Here is a 17,734-nt window from a genome sequence, read left to right as displayed (position 1 = left end):
TGCAGCGCCTCGGAAAGTCGCTCGGCGTCGAGGTCGAGTTCCGGATTTACGATACGGAACAAGGGCTTATGAAGGCGCTGGCATCCCGCAAGGGTCATCTCGCCGCCGCCGGCCTCGCCGTCACGGAAGAGCGCAAGGCGGGCTTCGCCATCGGCCCGGAATATGAGAGCGTGCGCCAGCTTCTCGTCTGCCGCCGCGCCGTCGAGACGCCCAGAAAGCTGAGTGGGATCAAGGACTTGCGCCTCGTCGCCGCGCGCGGCACGCCCGCCGCCGAGGCGCTCGCCGTCGCCGTCGGCAAGATCGAAACCGTCTCCGTCACGGAAATAAATCAGTCTACGGAGGAACTTCTCGCGCGCGTCGCGGCGGGCGATTTCGATTGCGCCGCGGCCGACAGTCTCGTCTTCAAGGTCAGCAATCCCTACCACCCGGAACTCGTGCAAGCCTTTGATCTGATGGGCGATATGCCGCTCGCCTGGTTCCTCGCGCCGGGCTCGGAAGACCTGAAGGATCACCTCCGCGCCTGGTTCGCGGGCACCAAAAAGTCGGGCACCCTTGCTACCTTGCAGCGCCGTTTTTTCGGTTTCCTGCCGCTCTTCGACTATGTCGATCTGCGCGCCTTCACGCGCGCTGTCGAGGAGCGCCTGCCCGACTACGAAAAGCAGATCCGCCGCGCCGCGCGCGAAAATAACCTTTCGTGGCAACTACTTGCGGCCATCGCCTATCAGGAATCGCATTGGGATCCCGACGCCGTCAGCCCCACAGGCGTGCGCGGTTTCATGATGCTCACTCGTCAGACGGCGGAGCAACTCGGCGTCGAAAACCGCCTCGACCCGTCCGAGAGCATCGCCGCCGCCGCGCGCTATCTCGCTGATATCAAAAAGAAACTTCCCCCGAGCGTCGAGGAGCCGGACCGCACCTGGTTCATGCTCGCCGCCTGGAATCTCGGCCTCGGCCATGTCTACGACGCCCGCGCCCTTGCCACGCGCCTCGGCCGCGATCGGGACAGTTGGGCGGACCTCCGCCGCGTCCTGCCTCTCCTGAGCAACGCGGCCTATGCGGACACGCTGAAGCACGGCGCCGCGCGGGGCGGGCAGGCGGTCCATTTCGTTCAGCAGGTTCGCACCTACATGCACATCCTGGATGCCGGCGCCGGTACTTGATCTCCTCTAAGTGTTTGTACGAATTGCGACATTGTGCGCAGCCGGTGCGACCAAATGACCAGATTACTTCTATGGTTATTGGAGGAAAGTGGTGTCGGACGCGCCGCGTCGGCGCAAAGAACCGGAGAATTCAGATGAAAACATACAGGGCAGGGGTCGCGGCAATCGCATTGGTGGCAGGGGTCTCGGCGGCCGTGCCGGCGCATGCAGAGTTCGCGGGCAAGTCGGCGGGCGATTTCATGGTCCGTGCGCGCGCCATCGCGGTGGTTCCCGATGAGGACGCGTCGACGACCATCGGTGGAAATGTGAGCATTTCCAATGACGTGGTGCCGGAAATCGACTTCAGCTATTTCATTACCGACAACATCGCGCTCGAGCTCATCGCGGCGACCACGAAGCATGATGTCTCCCACAACGCGGGCATCGATCTCGGCGAAGTAAGCCTTCTGCCGCCGACACTTACGCTGCAATACCACTTCATGCCGAAGGAGCGCTTCAGCCCCTATGTCGGCGCCGGCATCAACTACACGATCTTCTACAACGAGGACGCGGCCCCCGGCAGCGCGGTCACCGACATCGACTACGACAATGCCTTCGGCTATGCGCTGCAGGTGGGTGTCGACTACGCGCTCAGCGACAACTGGTATGCGAACGTCGACGTGAAGAAGCTCTTCCTCAACACCGACGTCTCGATGAACGGCGGCACCATCACCGCCGATGTGGACATCGATCCCTGGATCATCGGCGTTGGCGTCGGCTACCGCTTCTGAGCCATCGGCCGGACGAACGATGCTTGCGCCCCCTGCCTCCGTTGCGAGGCAGGGGGCGTACTTATTCGAATTGAACATCCCCGCCGCCTGCTATAGATCGGTTGCCAAGGGTTTGAAAAACAACCGGAAAACGGCGGCAACAGTCAGGGATAGGGAGAAGGCGCGTGGGTGATTCCATCCGGTCGCTGGTCGAAGGCACCGAAGTCAGAAAGCGTCCGCTCCGCGTCGCCATCCTCGGCGCCGGCGCTGCGGGCCTCTGCATGGCGATCAAGCTGCAGAAATCGGGCATCGGCGATTTCACGATCTTCGAAAAGGCAGCCAGCGTCGGCGGCACCTGGCGCGACAACACCTATCCGGGCTCGGGCTGCGACGTGCCCTCCATGCTCTATTCCTATTCCTTCGAACCGAAGCCCGACTGGAGCCGAAAATTCGCGCCCCAGCCGGAAATCGTCGAGTATTTTGAAGGCGTTGCGAGGAAGTACCGCCTGCTGCCGCATATCCGCTTCAACACCGAAATCACCGAGGCTCGCTTCGACGAAGCCGCCGGTCTCTGGCGCCTCCGCGCGGCCGGCGGCGAGGAGTTCGAGGCCAACGTGCTGATTTCCGGCGTCGGCCAGCTCAACCGTCCGGCCTTTCCGAAACTCGAAGGGCTCAATGATTTCAAGGGCGCAGCCTTCCACTCCGCGCGCTGGGACCACAGTGTCGACCTCGCGGGCAAGCGCGTCGGCGTCATCGGCAACGGCGCCAGCGCCATCCAGTTCGTGCCGGAGATCGCGCCGAAGGTGGGCAGCCTCACCATCTTCCAGCGCACGGCCAACTGGTGCGTGCCCAAGGCAGACCGTCCCTTCACCGAGGCCGAAAAGGCGCGTTTCCGCGCTTTTCCATGGCTCGTGAAGCTCCAGCGCTACCTCACCTACCTCACGCTGGAGCGGAACTACCTCGCCTTCGTGCAGGGAAGCTGGTTCGGCAAGCTCTTCGAGAGAGCCGCGCTGAAGGAGATGGAAGCGCACATCAAGGACCCCGTTCTCCGCAAGAAGCTGACGCCGGACTATCCGGCCGGCTGCAAGCGCATCCTCCTCACCAACGACTGGTTCCCGGCGCTCGCCCGCGACAACGTCCATGTCGAAACGGCCCACATCGCGCAAGTGACTGAAAATGCGGTGAAAACAGAGGACGGCGTCTCCCATCCGGTCGACGTCATCATCTTCGCGACCGGCTTCGAATCCACCGACTTCCTCGCCCCCATGAAGATCGTCGGCCGCGGCAATGCCGAGCTGAATCATGTCTGGGCGCATGGCGCGGAGGCCCATCGCGGCGTCGCGGTGGCGGGTTTCCCCAATTTTTTCATGCTCTACGGCCCGAACACCAATCTCGGGCATAACTCGATCATCTTCATGATCGAATGCCAGGCGAACTACATCGCCCAATGCGTCGAAGCCCTGCAGAACAGCCGTCTGCGCTACCTCGACGTCCGCAAGGACGCGATGGAGAGCTTCAACAGAACCCTCCAGAAGGACATGCAGAAGACCGTCTGGGCGGCCGGTTGCTCCAGTTGGTACAAGACCGCCGATGGCAAGGTCACCAACAACTGGTCGAGCTTTACCGCGAAATACTGGTGGGAAATGCGCCACCCGGACTTCGCTGAATATACGCTTGTCGGTGCATGAAGGGCGTCAGCCCTCCGCCTGTTCCATCGCTGCCCCGTTCGGTATCTCGAAGAACAAGGCGAGCAATTCCGCCTGCGAGCGCACGTCCAGCTTCACATAGATGCGTTTGATGTGGTTGTGAGCAGTCCCGGGCCGATGTTGAGCATGCGGCTGACCGCTTTGGGCGGCAGGCCTTTCAAACACTTATGCAGCGACGTTATCGGCAGCTTATCCTAACGTCGCTGTAGTGAGCTGCGTCGAGATTTCCCCGTTCAGTCGGACCCGAGGTTGGAATGCTGTTGCATGGTGTCATCGTCGCTGGAGGAAACGCGTCGCGAATGAGCGGGCTTGAGAAGCCGCTCGTCCTTCTCCGCGGCCGTCCTCTTGTCGATCATGTCATTGAGCGCATCCATCCGCAGGTCAAGGCGCTCGCCCTCAACGTGAAGGAAGAGGCCGCCGCCCTCTATCGTGACACCGCGGCGCGAGAGTTCCCGCTCCTTGCCGACAGGTTTGGCGGCCAGGCAGGGCCGGTAGGCGGCGTTAGCGCGGGGCTCGATTGGGCAGCCGCCTGCGGTGCCGACTGGCTGGTAACCGTTCCGGCAGATACGCCCTTCCTGCCGCGGAACCTTGTCGAAAGACTTGTTGCGCAAGCGGGCGCCGGCGCGCCGGTAGTGGCCGTGACAAAGGAAAAGGTGCAAGGGCTCTGCGCCTTATGGCCGGTGAGTTGCCGCGCCGCGCTGAGGGATGGAATCGATGCGGGCCGCTACCGCAGCCTCTGGTGGACGCTCGGCGATCTCGGCACCGGGCATTGTCGCTTTGAGGATGCCGATGCATTTTTCAACGTGAACACGGGAGATGATCTCGCCGAAGCCGAGCGTATGGCGAATACAGCGGAAGGTCCGATATGAACTGCCGTCTCGTGACGCTGGTCGAATTTTGCGCGCGGGCTGACGGGCGCTGCCGTCTGGAATGAAACTTGCTGCTGGTTCTTCAGGCCATATCGAAGGCCGCCTTCTGTGTAACAGGCGATCCAGGAACCCGGTGCGGAAAGTGGACAGCGCCAGACCGCTCAAGATACTCATCATCGACAGCAACGACGACCGCGCCGCGGTCGTCGAGGCGGGCCTTGCCGGCTATGGCGACGCGCAGATTCTCCGCATGGGATTGTTGGTCGATCTCGTTCGGAAGATCGAGGAAATCCAGCCTGACCTGATCGTTGTGGACGTGGATTCGCCCGATCGCGACACACTCGAAAACATGCGCACTGTGTCCGACATTCTGCCTCGCCCCATTGTCATGTTTGTTGAAGAAAGCGAAGCATCGCTTGCGGAAGAGGCGCTTCGCGCGGGCGTCAGCGCTTACATTGTGGACGGATTGAGCGCGAAGCGTGTGAAGCCGATTCTGGATGTCGCCATCCTGCGTTTCAAAGTCTTCCAGAAGATGCGTGAAGAGCTCGACAAGGCGAAGTCGGACCTTGCCAGCCGCAAGATCGTGGAGCGTGCCAAGGGTCTCTTGATGGAGCAGCGTAAGCTTTCGGAGGAGGATGCCTACAAACTCCTGCGCAACACGGCGATGAAGGAGGGAAAGTCGATTCTCGACATCGCCGACAGCCTCATCTCGATCTCGCGAATGCTCAAGAGCTAGGCAAAGGCTGTTCGCATTGTAATCATCCGGTTGAATTTTTGTGCAATGCAAACAAAAATTATCCTTTAGAATCAAAACACTATTGCGCTCTCGCGGTGTTTGCATATCCTTCATGACAGTGAGCGCGCGGGGGTAACCGGCAGCGCTCCCCGCACAGGGCCAATGGCGGCCCGGGCGGACATAGCGGGTCAATGGCGGCCCACTCCAGACAATGGCGTCTGTTTCGGCGAGCGATCGCTGGACAGGCGCTTTTTTTGTTTCAGCGCGGCTCCGCCGCAAAGCAAGGGTGGCTGGTGAATGGAATCCAACGGCATATGGATATCCGCTTTGGGGGCGGTGTTTGTACTGCTTGCCGCGACGGGCGGTGCCGCTTCGGCGGAAGAAGATCTGGGTGATGCCCTCCTGAACGGAAAGCCCATTATCGATCTTCGCGTCCGCTATGAGCATGTCGAACAGGACGGCGTGGCGAATAACGCCAATGCCTATACGGGGCGCGCGCGTCTCGGCTACGAAACCGGATCGTTCCACGGCTTCTCGGCGCTGACGGATTTCGACCTCATCGGTCACGCCGGACCGGAGGACTACAACGACACGATCAACGGCCGCACGGCATACCCCGTGGTGCCGGACCCCGACACGGCGGAGCTGAACCGCCTGCAGATCGCCTACGCCGGTCTCCCGGACACGACGGTCGCACTTGGCCGCCAGCGCATCATCCTTGGCAATGCGCGCTTCGTCGGCAATGTCGGCTGGCGGCAGAACGAGCAGACTTTCGACGCCCTGCGCGTTGTCAATTCGAGCGTCGACGGCCTCGAACTCGGCTATGCCTATGTCAACCGCGTGAACCGCGTCTTCGGCGAGGACAGCCCAGCGGGCCGTTTCCGTGGCGACACCCATCTCTTCAATGCCGACTACACCGGCTTCGGTGCCGTCACGCTCGGGGCTTACGCCTACCTGCTCGACCTCAACGAAGCACCTGATCTTTCGACCGAAACCTACGGCCTGCGCGTTTCCGCACCTTTGACGCTTGCGGAGAACGCGAAGCTCACCCTGAACGGGGAGTATGCGCGCCAGCATGACCGCGCCGGCAATCCTCGCTCGATCGATCTCGACTACGCCCTCGCCGAGGCCGCGTTCTCCTGGGCGCCCTTCGGACTGACGGCCGGATACGAAGTGCTGGAAGGCGACGGCGTCACCGGTTTCTCGACGCCGCTCGCAACGCTCCACGCCTTCAATGGCTGGGCCGATGTGTTCCTCACCACGCCCGCCGCCGGTCTTGAAGATCTCTATGTCGGCGCTTCTTACGTTATCGACGCCATTCCTGCCATGGAGAAACTCGTACTCGGCGTTACATGGCACGACTTTTCGGCCGAACGCGGAAGTGCCGACTTCGGTAACGAATTCGACATGGTGGCCAACTTCGTCCTGACGAAGAGCCTTTCGCTCAATCTGAAATTCGCAAGCTTCGACGGCGATGGCGGCTTCGCAAGCCGCGACAAGAGCTGGGTCTCGCTGACATACGCCTACTGACACGTAAATGCGCAACCGGTGCAAGGAGTCCACGATGAAGGACAAGAGCGAGAAGAAACTGAAAGCTGTCGATCGCCGCAGTGTACTGAAAGCCGGCGGGAAGTTGCTGGGTGTGGCCGCAATCATGAAGGCCGCGAGCGCTCTCGTGCCGGGCGGAGCCTGGGCAGCGGGCAGCGAAGGACTCGAGAAGACCGATCTCACCCTCGGCATTATTCCGCTTACCGATTGCGCACCGCTCGTCATCGCGCATGAGAAGGGATACTTCGCGAAACACGGCATCAAAAGCCAGATTTCGAAGGAAGCCTCCTGGGCGAATATCCGCGACAAGGTGTCGATCGGCGCACTCGATGCGGCGCACATGCTCGCAGGTATGCCGATTGCATCTTCTCTCGGCATCGGCGCCATCAAGAAGCCAACCATCACCGCCTATTCGATGGATCTGAATGGAAATGGCATCACCGTCTCCAACGAGCTCTACGAGCGCATGGTGGAGGCGGACCCCGAGGCGATGGCCGAGCGCCCCGTCTCGGCGCGCGCGTTGAAAAGGGTGATCGACGCCGACAAGGCGGCCGGCAGAAACGCCATGACCTTCGCCATGGTCTTCCCGGTGTCCACCCATAACTACGAAATCCGCTACTGGATGGCGGATGCGGGCATCAATCCGGACAAGGACGTTCGCCTCATCGTCATTCCGCCGCCCCAGATGGTCGCGAACCTCACCGCGAAGAACATCGACGGCTATTGTGTCGGCGAGCCCTGGAACGAGCGTGCCGTCATCGCGGGTATTGGCAAGACGCTCATCACCAACCATGAAATCTGGAACAACAATCCGGAGAAGGTAGTCGGCGTCAATCTCGACTGGGCGGAAAAGAATCCGAACACGCATATGGCGATGATCCGGGCGCTGGTCGAAGCGGCGCAATGGATGGACCAACCCGAAAATCGCATCGAAGTCGTCGAGATCATCTCGCGGAAGTCCTATGTCAACGCACCGGTCGATGTTGTGAAGATGTCGATGACCGGCACCTTCCGCTACGCGATCGACGAAGAACCGCGCCCGATGCCGGATTTCAACGTCTTCTACCGCTATGCGGCGACCTTCCCCTGGCGAAGCCATGCGGTGTGGTTCATGTCGCAAATGGTCCGCTGGGGCCAGATCGAACAGCCCCTCGATATCGTCAAGGCGGCAAGCGAAATCTACCGACCCGACATCTATCGCGAAGCGGTGAAAGGGCTCGGCATTCCCGTTCCCACAATCGACATGAAGACCGAAGGAACGCATGCCGAGAGCTGGACGCTCGACGAGGCGACGAACCCGATCGCCATGGGCCCCGACCTCTTCTTCAATGGCGACGTCTTCAACCCGGGGAAAGTGCTGTCCTACATCGACGGCTTCAAAGTGAAGAACCTCGCCTTCGCGATGGACGAGCTCGCGAAGCTGAACACGTGAGGAGACAACGGATGAAATCTGCAGCGCTTGCCATCGTCAAGCCGGTAGAGGAGCCAGAGACGGACATGCGGGAAACCCCCAGGCCGCCTTCCACCGCGCTGCGCGAACCTTTGCGGCGGGAGCCTTCCAGGCTCGAGGCGATCCTGCGACCTGTGTTCCTGCCTGCGGTCACCTTTGCGCTCGTTCTCCTCGGCTGGACAGTCATGCAGGCAGCGTTCTTGCCTGCCTTTCCCGATGTTCCGACGGTCTGGAACAAGGCGGTCGAAATCTTTTCCAACCCCTTCTATGTCTATGGCCCCAACGACATGGGCATCGCCTGGCAAGTCATGTACTCGCTGGGCCGCGTCCTCGCAGGCTTCTTCCTTGCGCTCGCCGTCGGCATTCCAGCAGGCTTCCTCATCGGCGCGAACAAGACGTTCGAGCAGGCATGGATGCCGCTCATCGCCATTCTCCGTCCGGTGAGCCCGCTCGCTTGGCTACCGATTGGCTTGCTCGTTTTCCGCGCCGTCGATCCCTCCGCCATCTTCGTCATCTTCATCACAAGCATCTGGCCCGTGATCCTCAACACGGCGGCGGGCGTGAAGGCGATTCCGCAGGACTACCTGAACGTCGCGCGCGTGCTGAATTTCGATCGCCGTGAGATGGTGACGAAGATCTATGTACCGGCAACGCTCCCCTACATGCTGACCGGCATGCAGCTTTCGCTCAGTACGGCATGGATGGTCATCGTCGCCGCCGAAATGCTGACCGGCGGCATCGGCATAGGCTTCTACATCTGGGACGAATGGAACAACCTTTCCGTCCCCTCGATCATCGTTGCCATCGTCATCATCGGCTGCGTCGGCATCGTTCTCGAAACGGGCATGAACTTCGTGCGCCGCCGCTACGACTACACCGGCAAGAAGGAGTAGGGCCCATGACGGAACGGCATCCGGTTCTGCGGATCAGCAAGCTCGGCAAGACCTTCGAAACGCGCTCGGGTTCGTTCGAGGCGCTGCGTGACGTCGACCTCTCGATTTATGAGGGCGAGTTTGTATCCATCATCGGCCATTCGGGTTGCGGCAAATCCACGTTGCTCAATCTGGTGGCGGGTCTCGAGACGGTAACGCTCGGCGGCATTTTTCTGGATGGCATTCTTGTCGATGGGCCCGGACCGGAGCGGGCGGTGGTCTTTCAGAACCACTCGCTGCTGCCCTGGCTCACCGTCTACGGCAATGTCCGTCTCGCGGTAGACAAGGTCTTCGCGGGCCGGAAAACATCCGCGGAGCGCGACGCCTGGACGCGCGAGATGCTCGACCTCGTCAACATGGCGCATCCGGCCGACAAGCGCCCATCGGAAATCTCCGGCGGCATGAAGCAGCGCGTCGGCATCGCCCGCGCGCTCGCCATGGAGCCGAAGGTATTGCTTCTCGACGAACCCTTTGGCGCGCTCGATGCGCTCACCCGCGCGCAGCTCCAGGACAGCGTGATGGAAATTCACGCTCGCCTCGGCAACACGGTTGTCATGATCACGCATGATGTGGACGAAGCGGTGCTGCTCTCGGATCGCATCGTGATGATGTCTAACGGCCCGGCGGCGGGCATCGGGGAAATCCACGAGGTCTCCCTCCAGCGTCCGCGGCGCCGGCTCGAACTCGGGGAGCATCCGGATTACCTCGCCGCCCGCACCGCCGTGATGCGCTTCCTCACCCGCAACCGTACCGACAAGGCGGCCTGATCATGACGAAAAAGCGGAAACTCATCGTCGTCGGAAACGGCATGGCGGGCTGCCGCGCGGTCGAGGAACTGCTCGATCTCGCGCCGGACCGCTACGAGATCGAGATATACGGCGCCGAGCCGGAGGTGAACTACAACCGCATCATGCTTTCCCCCGTCCTCGCCGGCGAAACCGGATTCGATGAAATCGTCATCAATGGGCGAGGGTGGTACGAGGAGAACGGCATCGCGCTTCGAAGCGGTGAGGAAGTCATCGCAATTGACGCTGCCTCGCGGACCATCGCCACGGACAAGGGCGCGCGTTCCTCCTACGACCGGCTGCTGATCGCCACCGGTTCGCTGCCCTTCATCCTTCCCGTGCCGGGCGCGGCGCTCGACGGTGTCATCGCCTTCCGCGACATTGCCGATGTGCGCCGGATGATCGCGACGGCTGAAGGCGGCGGACGTGCCGTCGTGATCGGCGGCGGTCTTCTCGGTCTCGAAGCGGCAAACGGACTTCGCACCCTCGGCATGCAGGTCTCGGTCATCCATCTCATGGACACGCTGATGGAGCGCCAGCTCGACGAGGCAGCGGGCTTCCTCCTGCGCCGCGAGCTCGAGATGCGCGGCATCGAGGTGCTGACGGGCGCGCAAACCGAGGAAATCGTCGGAACGGGCCGTGTCGAAGGCGTGCGCCTCAAGGACGGGCGTCTCGTTCCCGCCGATCTCGTCGTCATGGCGGCAGGCATTCGGCCGAACATCGCGCTCGCCCGCGAGGCCGGGCTTTCCTGCAATCGTGGCATCGTCGTCGATGATTTCATGCGCAGCTCCGATCCCGCGATCTACGCCGTCGGTGAATGCGTGGAGCATCGGGGGCAGGTTTACGGTCTCGTCGCGCCCATCTGGGAGATGTGCCGCGCAGCCGGCGCCGCGCTCGCGGAAGAGGATGGCGAGGGTTATCGAGGTTCCGTTACCAGCACCAAGCTCAAGGTGACGGGCGTCGATGTCTTTTCGGCGGGCGATTTTGCGAGCGGCGAGGACAGGGAGGACATCGTCTTCCGCGATGCAGCGCGCGGCGTCTACAAACGCCTCGTCATCTCGGAAGATCGCGTCATCGGCGCCGTTCTCTATGGCGATACACAGGATGGAAGCTGGTACTTCAGTCTTCTGCGCGAGAAGGAGAACATCGCCGAACGCCGCGAAACGCTGATCTTCGGGCCTGCGCTCGCCGGTGCCTCCCAGGACCCTAATGCCGCCGTTGCCGCGCTGCCCGACACAAGCGAAATCTGTGGCTGCAACGGCGTCTGCAAGGGCGCGATTGTGAATGCGATCAGGGAGAAGGAGTTGACGACGCTCGATGGCGTGCGCGCCCACACCAAGGCGTCCGCCTCCTGCGGTTCCTGCACCGGTCTTGTCGAGAAGCTGATGGCGCTCACCCTCGGCGGCACCTACAACCCCGCAGCCGTCCAGCCGATATGCACCTGCACAGATCTCGGTCACGACGAGGTTCGCCGTCTCATCAAGGCGAAGGAACTCAAGACCATCCCCGCCGTGATGCAGGAACTGGAATGGAAGACCTCCTGCGGCTGCGCGAAGTGCCGTCCCGCGCTCAACTATTATCTCGTCTGCGACTGGCCGGATGAATATGCCGACGATTACCAGTCGCGCTTCGTCAACGAGCGCGTCCACGCCAACATTCAGAAGGACGGAACCTATTCCGTCGTGCCGCGCATGTGGGGCGGCATGACGAGCGCGAAGGAGCTGCGCGCTATCGCCGATGTCGTGGACAAGTTCGCCATTCCCGCCGTGAAGGTCACGGGCGGCCAGCGTATCGACATGCTGGGCATAGCCAAGGAAGACCTGCCGGCCGTCTGGGCCGATCTCGGCAAGGCGGGCTTCGTCTCCGGCCACGCCTATGCCAAGGGGCTCCGCACGGTGAAAACCTGCGTCGGCACGGATTGGTGCCGCTTCGGCACGCAGGATTCCACCGGCCTCGGCATCCGCATCGAGAAGTTCATGTGGGGATCGTGGACGCCCGCCAAGGTCAAGATGGCCGTCTCAGGTTGCCCCCGGAACTGCGCGGAAGCGACCTGTAAGGATGTCGGCGTCATCTGCGTCGACTCCGGCTACGAGATCCACTTCGCGGGGGCCGCGGGCCTCGACATCAGGGGAACCGAAAAACTCGGCATCGTGAAGACGGAGGACGAAGCGCTCGAGCATATCGTGGCGCTCGTCCAGATGTACCGTGAACAGGCGCGTTATCTGGAGCGCATCTACAAATGGGCGAAGCGCATCGGCTACGACGAAATCCGCCGTCAGATCATGGACGATGAGGAGCGCCGCAAGGCCTTGTTTGGCCGGTTCGTCTTCTCGCAGAAATTTGCGCAGGTGGACCCCTGGTCCGAGCGCGTCTCGGGAAAGCACCAGCATGAGTTCCGGCCCATGGCCGAAATCGGTTTTCCCCGGGCAGCGGAGTGAGCGCGATGGCGAGCTGGATCGAGATCGGTAATCTGTCGGACATTCCTCCGCGCGGCGCGCGCTGCGTGACGACGCCGCTCGGGCGCATCGCCGTTTTCCGGACGGCGACCGACGATCTCTACGCGACGGAGGATCGCTGCCCGCACAAGGGAGGTCCCTTGAGCCAGGGCATCGTCCATGGCGCGGCCGTTACCTGTCCTTTGCACAACTGGGTGTTCTCTCTTGAAACCGGCGCCGCGCTCGGCGCGGATGAAGGATCGGTGCGCACTTTCGCGCTGAAGCGGGAAGGGGAAAAAATATTGATGGATGTCGATCTCATGGCCTCCGTCGCGGCGGACTAGAAGGCGTTGGCGTACGGCATATGAAAATGATGAAGCAGCCTCTCGCGAAAACCACCTGCCCCTATTGCGGGGTCGGCTGCGGCGTCGCTGCCCCCCGTGGCGCCGCGAGAGGGGCCCGCATTTCCGGAGACGTCTCGCACCCGGTGAATGCGGGCCGCCTCTGTTCCAAGGGCTCTCTTCTTGGTGAGACGACGGGTCTTGAAGGCCGCCTGCTTCATCCGATGAAAAAGGGAGCGCGCATCGGTTGGGATGAGGCGCTCGACGAGGTCGCCGCGAAATTCACCGCCATCGTCGATGCGCATGGGCCCGACGCCGTCGCCTTCTATGTCTCGGGACAGCTCCTCACCGAAGATTATTACGTTGCCAACAAGCTGATGAAAGGCTTCATCGGCAGCGGCAACATCGACACGAACTCGCGTCTTTGCATGTCGTCTGCCGTCGCCGCGCACAAGCGCGCTTTCGGCGAGGATGTCGTGCCCGGCTGCTACGAGGATTTCGAGGAGGCGGACCTCGTCGTGCTCGTGGGCTCCAACACCGCCTGGTGCCACCCGATCCTCTATCAGCGGTTGCTCGCCGCGAAGGCGAAGCGTGGCACGCGCATCGTTGTCATCGATCCGCGCCGCACCGCGACCTGCGACGACGCCGACCTGCACCTTCCGATTGCGCCGGGCGCCGACCTCGCACTCTTCAATACGCTCTTCTGCGAACTCGCAGCGCGAGGTGTCGCCGACCCGGCCTACGTCGCAAATCATACCGAGGGCCTTGAAGAAGCACTCGCAATTGCGAGTGAAGGCCATCGCTCCGTCGAGGTGACGGCGGAGGCCTGCGGCCTCGATGCGCACGATCTCGAAACCTTCATCCGCTGGTTCGCGGAAACGGAGCGTGTCGTCACCGCCTTCTCGCAAGGGGTCAACCAGTCGAAGACGGGCGTCGATCAGGTCAACGCCATCGTCAATTGCCATCTTCTCACCGGCCGAATCGGCAGGCCCGGCACGGGTCCGTTCTCCATCACCGGTCAGCCGAATGCGATGGGCGGGCGTGAAGTCGGAGGGCTCGCCAACCAGCTCGCCGCTCATCTCGACTTTACGGAGGAGGGGGGCGCCACGGTTGCCCGTTTCTGGCAGACGGATCGCCTCGCAACTTCGCCCGGCCTCAAGGCCGTCGATCTCTTCGACGCGGTTGCGGCCGGGCGCGTGAAGGCGTTATGGATCGTGGCAACAAATCCGGTCGTGAGCCTTCCGAACGCGGATTTCGTGCGCCGCGCGCTCAAGTCCTGCGACTTCGTTGTCCTATCCGATTGTATCGCCCGAACGGATACCGCAGCCTGCGCCGACATCCTGCTCCCCGCCGCAGCTTGGGGCGAGAAGGACGGCACCGTCACGAATTCGGAGCGCCGCATTTCGCGCCAGCGGTCCTTCATGCAGGCGGCGGGTGAGGCAAAACCCGATTGGTGGATCGTCAGCGAAGTGGCGCGGCGCATGGGTTTCGCGGACGCGTTCCCATACCGCGGCCCGGCGGACATCTTCCGCGAACATGCACGTCTTTCCGGTTTCGAGAATGACGGCACCCGCTGCTTCGACATTTCGGCGCTCTCGAATCTGAGCGATGAGGAATACGAAGCGCTCGCTCCCGTCCAATGGCCGGTTCACACGCCAGAAGGCACACCACGCCTTTTCGGCAGGGGGGGCTTCCCGACACCCTCCGGCCGTGCCCGGTTTGCGGCGGCGGCGGCACAGCCGCGCTCAAGGAAACCGACTGCTTTTCCGCTCAGGTTGAACAGCGGCCGCTTGCGCGACCAGTGGCATACGATGACGCGCACCGGTCTTTCACCGACTTTGAGTTCCAACGCGCCGGAACCCGTCGCTGAAATTCACGAGGAAGACGCCCGCGCCGCCGGCATAACGGATGGCGGATTTATGCGCATCGTCACCGAATATGGTTCCGCCGTCTTCCGCGCGCATGTGAGTGCCGGTCAGCGCCAGGGTTCACTCTTCATACCGATCCACTGGTCTGCGGCAAACAGCGCCGGCAGCGGCGCCGGCTGCTTGGCGCATCCGGAGCGCGATCCCTTGTCCGGCCAGCCCGCCTTCAAGCACACGCCTGCGCGTGCCGAGTCCGTCCAGCCGCTATGGCGCGCCTTCTTCCTGTCGCGGCGGGAAATCGCGCCGCCTTCATGTGGCTACTGGGTGGTCCGCCGTGTCGAAGCTGGCTGGCTCTACGAGCTCGCCGGACTATCGGCAGCGGAGACAGCACCGGAACTCGATACGCTCGCGGGTACGCTGGACGCCGAATTCGAGCGGATCGAAATGCGCGACGGGCATGGCGGCGCGCTTCGCCAGGCGAGGCTGCAAGGCGGCCGTCTTGTGGATTGTCTCCTTCTCACAAGAAAGGGCATCTTGCCGTTACGCGACTGGTTGGTCGGCCTGCTTGCGTCCGAAGTGTTGGATGAAAGCGAGCGCCGTGCCCTGCTCTCCGGCCATCCCGCTGAAGGGCAGCACGACGAGGGTCGCGTTGTCTGTGCCTGCATGGGCGTTCGCTCGGGTGCGATCCTTGCCGCCATCGCAGCAGGCGCCTGCAACGTGGCGGCCGTCGGCGAGCAGACTGGCGCAGGCACCAACTGCGGATCGTGCCGCTCGGAGATCCGCAGCCTGGTCGGTCAATCTGAAAGAGACGAGGCGGCATGACCGGAAACCCACACGCAACGGGAGCGGTATCTTTCATTGGCGCGGGGCCGGGCGATCCCGAACTTCTGACTGTCCGCGCCATGCGCCGCTTGCAACACGCGGACATCGTGCTCCACGACGCGCTGGGAACCGTGCAAATTCTAGATCTCCTGCCGGAGTCGGTTCGCCGGATAAATGTCGGAAAGCGCGCCGGACGGCACGCCATGCCCCAGGAGGAGATCAACCGCCTGCTCGTCAACCTCGCATCGCGGGGCAAACGCGTCGCCCGGTTGAAGGGCGGCGATCCCGTTATCTTCGGCCGGCTGGACGAGGAGATGACGGCACTTGCCGAAGCGGACATTCCTTACGAGATCGTTCCCGGCATCACCGCAGCTTCGGCAGCCGCGGCTTCGGCGGGCTTGTCGCTGACCATGCGCGGCGTTGCAAGGCGGGTGCAGTTCGTCACCGGCCATACCCGCAAGGGCGAACCCTTCGATCCCGTTGCCGCAGGTTTGGCCGACCCGGCTGTGACAAGTGTGGTCTATATGGCACGCGGAGCTGCCTCCGCGATCGGCACTGGCCTCATCGATGCCGGCTGGCCGGGCACCACGCCGGTTCTTATCGTGGCGAGCGCGAGCCAGCCTGACGAAGTCCGCGTTGTCGCCAGCCTGAATCGACTCAAGCACGCTGTCGCAGCTCTGCCGCCGGATGCGCCGCTTGTTCTCATAGTTGGAAACATTGTCCCGGGCACGTGTGCGCGGATATGTTCATGTGAGCTGGCTGCGCATTGATACGGGGGTACGCCGCTCCATTGATTCCTGCCGGCTTCCCCAAGGCACTGCCAGCGACGGGCGCGCGGATACTTCGCGCTGCAGCAAAATCCCGGTGAACCAACCGCCCCCTGAACGGGTAGGGGTCATAACAAGCCTCTATGCAGGTTTAGGGGGCATCCCCTTGCCGCCCCGGTCAGCATGAGCCTGCTGGCCGGAAAGAATCTCCGAACAAGCGGGGAGCAGGCTGGCGGGGAGGGAAAGTTGAATAGCTTCCGGTTCAGGCTTGCGCGATTCACGCTGGAACACCACTGGCTGGTTCTGGCTGCCGCCGGTGCGCTGACCTTGTTCCTCCTGGCGGGCATCCGGAATGCCGAACTGAAGACGATATTCTCCGATCTTCTGCCAAAAAATCACCCGTTCGTTCAGGTATTCAAAGATCATCCAAACTTTGGCAATCCGCTAACCGTGACGATCATGGTTCAGCGCAAGAACGGTACGATCTACAATTCTGAGACGCTGAAAAAAGGTCTGGGATATGACGCGCGACGCGGACTTCACGCCGGGCGTCGATCACGATCAGCTGCTTTCCATTTCGACTGAGAAGGCGCGCTATGCGGAAGCGACGCCCGACGGCATCAACACGCAGCCGCTGATGCCATGTGCGGGTGACCTCCAAAATGCCGTTCATGCGAAACGAAGGCTGGCGCCGCGGGAAGGGGATGCCTTGTTGCGGCACTTGGGAGGGCACGCCGAAAGCCGATTTGGAATTTTCCTGTGGCTCTCGGCGCATTAGGCGATAGAAGAGCGTAAACTAGGCCTCTTTGAACGCTCCCAAGCTGCAGGTAACCTGTTGAATACACAGACAAATAAAATCTCCATCGCGCCCATGATGGATTTGAGCGATCTGCGTTTGGGCTCAGCTATTCAAAGAACTGCGCACGTGCAGCGCGCGCGACGGGTTGGCATCTGAGGCACATCGCGATCCAGTAAACAAGCGCGGAGGGACAAGACGCGAGCCGCCGGTCGGACGATGCTTGGCCGATGCGATGGCCAACGATTGATCACGCACCCAGAAAAGGGAGCACGCCTTGCCCTATCCGAATACGCTCATTTTTGTCGATCTGACATCCGACGATCCCGCTGCCTGCGCCCAATTCTATGCAGAGGTTTTCGGCTGGGAAAACGATCCTCGTCCTTTCGGCGTCTATCACCGGATGGTGCCCGGTCAGAATGCGCTGAACACGGATGGATCGCAGAGCCATATCGGCAATTTCCATATCGGCATCCACGACGCGTCGAACGCACGGCCGCATCCCGATCCCGCGGGCGTCGGTCCTCGAGAGATCAGTCGCGACGGCCGCAAGGCGCGGATATGGATTCTTGTGAGCTCCGACGACAGCGAAGCGCGCATTCTGGCCGATGCGGAGAAACACGGAGCGACCATTCTGTGGCGCGATCACTACTGGAAAGAATTCAACGGCTTCAACCACGCGTTCCGCGATCCGTGGGGAAACGAGATCGTGCTCTGGGTCAAAGCCGGGCCGGAGCCGGAAATCCCCGTGCATTTCAGCCGGGAGTAATGTG

General features: G+C 62.2%; 16 protein-coding genes. 15 read left to right on the top strand and 1 reads right to left on the bottom strand.

From position 1 onward, the window contains the following. The 13 genes from mltF to cobA all read left to right on the top strand — a co-directional run. Window positions 1-1,160 (top strand): membrane-bound lytic murein transglycosylase MltF (gene mltF / locus Q8S60_RS10590; RefSeq protein WP_305668510.1); only part of this gene is annotated, 1,160 nt, incomplete at its 5' end. A gap of 134 nt (window positions 1,161-1,294) precedes the next feature. After that, complete coding sequence (locus tag Q8S60_RS10585; protein WP_305277287.1) at window positions 1,295-1,930, top strand: OmpW family protein; 636 nt, start codon at window positions 1,295-1,297, stop codon at window positions 1,928-1,930. A 164-nt stretch (window positions 1,931-2,094) separates the two neighbouring features. Then, complete coding sequence (locus Q8S60_RS10580; protein WP_305277290.1) at window positions 2,095-3,597, top strand: NAD(P)/FAD-dependent oxidoreductase; 1,503 nt, start codon at window positions 2,095-2,097, stop codon at window positions 3,595-3,597. A gap of 272 nt (window positions 3,598-3,869) precedes the next feature. Beyond that, entirely contained in the window at window positions 3,870-4,484 is a 615-nt protein-coding gene (gene mobA / locus Q8S60_RS10575) for a molybdenum cofactor guanylyltransferase MobA (RefSeq protein ID WP_305277292.1), read from the top strand. Window positions 4,485-4,626: 142 nt separating this feature from the next. Then, window positions 4,627-5,220, top strand: coding sequence for an ANTAR domain-containing response regulator (locus Q8S60_RS10570; protein WP_305277294.1), 594 nt, complete (start codon window positions 4,627-4,629; stop codon window positions 5,218-5,220). Between the two features lie 297 nt (window positions 5,221-5,517). Beyond that, complete coding sequence (locus tag Q8S60_RS10565; protein ID WP_305277296.1) at window positions 5,518-6,750, top strand: hypothetical protein; 1,233 nt, start codon at window positions 5,518-5,520, stop codon at window positions 6,748-6,750. Between the two features lie 34 nt (window positions 6,751-6,784). Continuing rightward, the gene (locus tag Q8S60_RS10560; protein ID WP_305277297.1) at window positions 6,785-8,200 is read left to right on the top strand and encodes a CmpA/NrtA family ABC transporter substrate-binding protein; all 1,416 of its coding nucleotides are present in this window, start codon (window positions 6,785-6,787) and stop codon (window positions 8,198-8,200) included. 11 nt (window positions 8,201-8,211) lie between these two features. Continuing rightward, window positions 8,212-9,111, top strand: a complete 900-nt coding sequence (ntrB, locus tag Q8S60_RS10555; protein WP_305277299.1) for a nitrate ABC transporter permease — start codon at window positions 8,212-8,214, stop codon at window positions 9,109-9,111. Between the two features lie 5 nt (window positions 9,112-9,116). After that, window positions 9,117-9,917 (top strand): ABC transporter ATP-binding protein, encoded by an 801-nt coding sequence (locus tag Q8S60_RS10550; protein ID WP_305668509.1) that lies wholly within the window; start codon window positions 9,117-9,119, stop codon window positions 9,915-9,917. Between the two features lie 2 nt (window positions 9,918-9,919). After that, on the top strand, window positions 9,920-12,373 hold the full coding sequence (gene nirB, locus Q8S60_RS10545; RefSeq protein ID WP_305277304.1) for a nitrite reductase large subunit NirB: 2,454 nt from the start codon (window positions 9,920-9,922) through the stop codon (window positions 12,371-12,373). A gap of 5 nt (window positions 12,374-12,378) precedes the next feature. Beyond that, window positions 12,379-12,714, top strand: a complete 336-nt coding sequence (gene nirD, locus Q8S60_RS10540; protein WP_305277306.1) for a nitrite reductase small subunit NirD — start codon at window positions 12,379-12,381, stop codon at window positions 12,712-12,714. 29 nt (window positions 12,715-12,743) lie between these two features. After that, on the top strand, window positions 12,744-15,398 hold the full coding sequence (locus tag Q8S60_RS10535) for a nitrate reductase (RefSeq protein ID WP_305278267.1): 2,655 nt from the start codon (window positions 12,744-12,746) through the stop codon (window positions 15,396-15,398). After that, window positions 15,395-16,168, top strand: coding sequence for a uroporphyrinogen-III C-methyltransferase (gene cobA, locus Q8S60_RS10530; RefSeq protein WP_305277308.1), 774 nt, complete (start codon window positions 15,395-15,397; stop codon window positions 16,166-16,168). Before Q8S60_RS10535 ends, cobA begins: the two co-directional genes overlap by 4 nt. A 138-nt stretch (window positions 16,169-16,306) precedes the next feature. On the opposite strand, the gene Q8S60_RS10525 is transcribed toward cobA, so the two are convergent. Then, window positions 16,307-16,591 carry a hypothetical protein gene (locus tag Q8S60_RS10525; RefSeq protein WP_305277310.1) on the bottom strand — a complete coding sequence of 95 codons (285 nt, stop codon included), beginning with the start codon at window positions 16,589-16,591 and terminating at the stop codon, window positions 16,307-16,309. Window positions 16,592-16,685: 94 nt separating this feature from the next. On the opposite strand from Q8S60_RS10525, the gene Q8S60_RS10520 reads away from it, so the two are divergent. Together Q8S60_RS10520 and Q8S60_RS10515 are read left to right on the top strand one after the other, a co-directional pair. Further along, a complete protein-coding gene (locus Q8S60_RS10520) occupies window positions 16,686-16,943 on the top strand; it encodes a hypothetical protein (RefSeq protein WP_305277311.1) in 258 nt (85 codons plus the stop codon). A 295-nt stretch (window positions 16,944-17,238) separates the two neighbouring features. Continuing rightward, complete coding sequence (locus tag Q8S60_RS10515) at window positions 17,239-17,730, top strand: VOC family protein (RefSeq protein ID WP_305277312.1); 492 nt, start codon at window positions 17,239-17,241, stop codon at window positions 17,728-17,730. Window positions 17,731-17,734: the final 4 nt, after the last annotated feature.

The sequence above is a fragment of the Parvibaculum sp. genome (genome assembly GCF_030694575.1).
Lineage (GTDB): Bacteria > Pseudomonadota > Alphaproteobacteria > Parvibaculales > Parvibaculaceae > Parvibaculum.
The sequence above is the reverse complement of the archived record's forward strand: the minus strand, read 5'-3'. Positions and strand labels throughout refer to the sequence as shown.